A 4,625-nucleotide genomic window follows, 5' to 3' on the forward strand; every position below is an offset into this window, starting at 1 on the left:
GGTGATGGCGCTGGGGCTGTGGTTATGCAGGCTTCCGAGTGCGATCGTCTCTTAGGTTTTGAACTCCGCAGCGATGGCAGTATGAATAACTGCCTCAATCTTGGCTATCGGGGACAGCCAAAATCACTCGTTGAGGAAGTTAGCATCGGTCAAGGCGGTTATCAGCCCATCACTATGAACGGCCAAGAAGTTTATCGCTTCGCCGTCAAAAGAGTGCCGGAAGTCATTGAAAAAGCCTTATATCGAGCAGATATAAGTGTTGACAAAGTAGACTGGTTGGTGCTACATCAAGCAAACCAGCGCATTCTCGATGCTGTTGCCGATCGCCTACACATTCCGCCAGAGAAAGTGATTAGCAATCTCGCTAATTATGGCAATACCTCTGCCGCTTCTATTCCCATAGCTCTAGATGAAGCCGTTCGTCAAGGCCAAATTAAACCCGGTGATACGATCGCAGCCGCCGGTTTTGGTGCTGGTTTGACTTGGGGTGCAGCAATCTTCCAGTGGGGTAGGTAAGTTATTCGGGATAGGATAGCCATATATTCGCATATCCAAGGAGAATTCCGATGTCTTTAACTGTCCGGGATTTGGAAAAATTTCAAGCGCAACTTTCATCAGACTATGACGACTATCAAATAGAGTTGCAAGAGGGAAACATTATTATCATGGGGCCATCAGATATCGTATCCAGTGAAATTGGTATTCGTTTAAGCGCTTTTTTGTTTGCGTGGATTGAACCAAGAAAACTAGGGCGGGTGTTTGATTCCAGTGGGGGATTCATCCTGTCTAATACAGACTTACGCGCTCCAGATGTTTCCTTCGTTTGTGCAGAAAGATTGCGGCAAAGTCCTCGTGATTTTGGTGAGCTAGTTCCCGACTTGGTTGTAGAGATTAAATCCCGGACAGATAGAGTAAAAAAACTTCGCGAAAAAATTCAAATGTTTCTGGAACTAGGCGCGAGGGTAGGAATATTGATCGATCCAGATAAGCTGACAGTAACTGTCTATCGATCTGGTGGCGAACCAACAATATTCAATAATGAAGATACCCTCACTATTCCAGAATTATTTCCCGGTTGGGAATTGGCTGTTGCTCAATTATGGCCTCCCGTATTTGATTAAGAATTTCAGATTGGATAGATGGGAACTTGGGGAGCGGGTAATTTTGAGAATGATGGTGCGCTCGATTATTTATGCGATCTTGTCCAGCGGCTGGAAAAAGAAATTAAAGATTGCTTTACTGAAGAAAATCGAGCCGATTTAGATGAAGATGGAGAAGCTGTCCTCATACCGAGCGTAGCCATCCTCTCTGTCTTGTGCGAAAAATTCAATGTCGCGCCACCTAAAGAAACAGTTATTAAGGAATGGCGAGAAACATATCTGCGTATATACGACGAGCAAATAGATAATCTTAGACCACAGGAAGATTACAAGCAGGAACGACGTCAAGTTATCGAAGAGACTTTTGCCAAATTGGAAAGGATTGCACTTAGTTTTTATCGATGATAAATTTCGGCAGTCAAAATTTGCGATAATAACAATCCGAATTCTAGGTTAGCTAACGATGACTAAAACGGCGTGGGTGTTTCCAGGACAGGGTTCGCAAGCAGTAGGTATGGGAGTGGATTTATTAGAATTGCCAGCTGCTAAAGCAAAGTTCGATCGCGCAGAGCAGATTTTAGGCTGGTCAGTTCCAGAAATATGCCAAAAGGAGGAAGAACTATCGCGAACCCTTTATACCCAGCCATGCCTTTATGTTGTCGAAAGTATTCTGGCTGACTTGATGCGCGAAAAGGGACAGCAACCCGACCTCGTTGCCGGTCATAGTTTGGGAGAATATGTTGCCCTCTACGCTGCTGGAGTCTTCGATTTTGAAGGTGGGTTGACTTTAGTCAAACGGCGTGCAGAATTAATGGATAATGCCGCTGGCGGGATGATGGCGGCGCTGATCGGGTTCGATCGCTCGCAATTGGAAGCTAAAATTCAAGAAATACCTGACGTTGTACTCGCCAACGATAACAGCGCCGCTCAGGTGGTGATTTCCGGAACGCCAGCAGCAGTAGAAGCACTGCTATCCCAGGTGAAGGCAAAGCGTGCTGTCAAGTTGAATGTTTCCGGTGCTTTCCACTCCCCTTTGATGGCAACACCTGCGGCAGAATTTGAAAAAGTGCTGGAAGCTGTAGACTTTGCCGATGCCAAAGTTCCGGTGCTTTCTAACGTCGATCCGACACCAGCAGTGACAGGGGCAGTATTGAAGCAGCGTCTTTCCCAGCAGATGACCGGTTCGGTACGCTGGCAGGAAATTTCCCTGGCTTTACCGCCAGAAGGGATCGATCGCGTCGTGGAAATTGGCCCTGGCAAAGTTCTCACAGGCTTGATCAAACGCACTTGTCCGGATGTAGCATTGCAAAATGTCAGCAGTCTTGCAGAGTTGCCCAATTAGAGGCCAAAAAACTGCTAGGCTAATATTTTGCTGAATTTGAGTGCGTTGGGAAAAAGGAGGTTCAAGCCTCCCATTTCAAAGCGAATCATCAAAAAAATTTTCTCAATTTCAAACTCCGTCCTTATAAGGCGGAGTCAATCCAAAATCCAAAATCCAAAATCGGGTGACGAAATTGTCTGCTGTGGTCAAAAGCCGGGAACCCTTTACCAGCTTGTTGCTGTACCACTTGTTCAAGTGGTCGGTTGTTAGTCCCATGCTCCACGTTTACTTTCAGGGACGCATTAATGGTGCTGAAGCCGTGCCGCAAGAAGGGCCATTGGTGGTGGTGAGCAACCACGCCAGCCACTTTGACCCACCAATTTTATCTTGTTGTCTGCGTCGGCCTGTCGCCTTCATGGCTAAAGAAGAATTATTTAAAATCCCGATCTTAAAAGATGCGATTTTGCTGTATGGTGCTTATCCGGTGAATCGTCAGTCCGCAGACCGCAGCGCGATTCGTTCCGCACTCAAATATTTGGAGGAGGGATGGGCTACGGGTGTTTTCTTGCAAGGCACTCGTACCCCAGACGGAAGAATTACCGAACCCAAACTCGGTGCTGCTATGATTGCCGCAAAGGCAAAAGTTCCCTTGCTGCCAGTGAGTTTGTGGGGTACGGAGAAAATTTTGCAAAAAGGCTCTCCTATGCCTCGATTTACGCCAGTGACGGTGCGTATCGGCGAGCTAATAGAGCCTCCTAGTTCCAGCAGCCGGGAAGAATTAGAGTCTGTGACCCAAAAATGTGCCTTTCAAATCAATGCTCTGCATGATTTGGGCCGTTAAACCGCAGTGCTTATGTAGCTAGAGAGAGTTTTCTACCTAAAATAGCAAGCTAGAATAAGCCATAAATTAGGCAAGACTTTTTTATAAATGCAGGATCTAAAAGCGGAATTGGCAGAGACCCTGGATGAGGCAGAATGGCAATGGCTGATGCCCCACGCTCAGCGCGATCGCTTAATTGTAGTCTCTCTGGGACTCGACTTGGTGGATGTCGGGGTGGCCATAGCTAACGATGATGTTTTATCTGTCCAGCATTGGATTGGCGAGCAACTGATCTACAAACCTTCTCCCACTCAAATGGCCTCTTGGCAATCAGACGGAAGTAAGCGATTTAACGCTTTGATCGTGCAGCCTTACGTGCTGGTACAAGAACCGTCAGTTCAAAGCTGATGAAATACATTATCGGCAATTAATTTTTAATTGGGATTGGGTATTATGTAATATCCCTCTTACCCTCTGTTTTAGCCAGGGTACACAATGAAACTGGAAGATAGCTCGACTCGACCGCCCGATCCCCACAACATTCATGGGCATCTACCTGGAGATCGTATGAGTCAAATACCTGTAAAAAATCTCTGGGAACGATTAAATAATTTAGCTTTGGTTCGCTTTTTGCTTCTGTTTGCTTCTGGCTGGGCGATCGTACAGTGTTTTGCCTATTTTCAGGACATAATTGTAGTTTTTACCTTCGCTGCCATTGTCGCTTTTTTGCTCAGCTATCCGGTAAGATGGCTGCGACGTTTTATGCCTCATGGTGTAGCGGTTAGCGTAGTATTTTTGGTAAGCCTTTTGCTATTGGGTATTTTCACATTCACCGTGGGATTTGCGATTTTATCGCAAGGACAACAACTTCTGGAGAGCGTACCCAACTTTTTAAACTCTCTCATACCTTTAGTAGAAAGGCTGGAAAGTTATCTGCGTACCAGAAACCTGCAAGTCGATTTGCGTGCGATCGAAGAACCTTTGCGAAATCAAGCTTTAGTAGTTCTCGGTGCCAGTCTGGCTACTTCACCTATATTGTTGACGAATTTAATCCACTTTATACTAATTGAAGTTGTCGCATTTTTTATGCTTTTAGATGGCAAACGACTTTGGAATTTTCTCCTAAAAGTTGTACCGAAGCATCTGCGCGATCGCTTTACAGATATAGTGCAGCGTAACTTTTTAGGTTATTTTCGCGGACAGCTACTTTTATCTCTCTTTTTGAGCGCTTCCAGTTTCATCGTTTTCGTTATTTTACAAGTGCCATTTCCCTTAGTCTTGGCAGCAATAGCTGGAGTTTTTGACTTAATTCCTGGGATCGGAGCTACTTTAGGGATTATTTTAATTTGTTTATTTTTATTACCTCAAAGTATTTGGATGGCTA

7 protein-coding genes are annotated in these 4,625 nt (G+C 45.3%); all 7 read left to right on the forward strand.

The annotated features are described in order from the left end of the window. Nucleotides 1–516 (forward strand): 3-oxoacyl-[acyl-carrier-protein] synthase III C-terminal domain-containing protein (locus H6S82_RS19375; RefSeq protein ID WP_277926496.1); only part of this gene is annotated, 516 nt, incomplete at its 5' end. 50 nt (nucleotides 517–566) lie between these two features. Beyond that, a complete protein-coding gene (locus H6S82_RS19380; RefSeq protein ID WP_190465936.1) occupies nucleotides 567–1,121 on the forward strand; it encodes a Uma2 family endonuclease in 555 nt (184 codons plus the stop codon). Nucleotides 1,122–1,139: 18 nt separating this feature from the next. Beyond that, nucleotides 1,140–1,505 (forward strand): DUF4259 domain-containing protein, encoded by a 366-nt coding sequence (locus H6S82_RS19385; RefSeq protein WP_190465934.1) that lies wholly within the window; start codon nucleotides 1,140–1,142, stop codon nucleotides 1,503–1,505. Nucleotides 1,506–1,563: 58 nt separating this feature from the next. Beyond that, a complete protein-coding gene (fabD, locus tag H6S82_RS19390; RefSeq protein WP_190465932.1) occupies nucleotides 1,564–2,442 on the forward strand; it encodes an ACP S-malonyltransferase in 879 nt (292 codons plus the stop codon). Between the two features lie 181 nt (nucleotides 2,443–2,623). Next, nucleotides 2,624–3,262 (forward strand): 1-acylglycerol-3-phosphate O-acyltransferase, encoded by a 639-nt coding sequence (locus tag H6S82_RS19395; protein WP_190466033.1) that lies wholly within the window; start codon nucleotides 2,624–2,626, stop codon nucleotides 3,260–3,262. A gap of 87 nt (nucleotides 3,263–3,349) precedes the next feature. Further along, on the forward strand, nucleotides 3,350–3,649 hold the full coding sequence (locus H6S82_RS19400; protein ID WP_190465929.1) for a DUF2288 domain-containing protein: 300 nt from the start codon (nucleotides 3,350–3,352) through the stop codon (nucleotides 3,647–3,649). Between the two features lie 87 nt (nucleotides 3,650–3,736). Further along, nucleotides 3,737–4,625: AI-2E family transporter (locus H6S82_RS19405; RefSeq protein ID WP_199317919.1), on the forward strand; the 889-nt coding region annotated here is incomplete at its 3' end.

This window comes from Planktothrix sp. FACHB-1355 (assembly GCF_014748295.1).
Classification (GTDB): Bacteria; Cyanobacteriota; Cyanobacteriia; order Cyanobacteriales; family Aerosakkonemataceae; genus Aerosakkonema; species Aerosakkonema funiforme_A.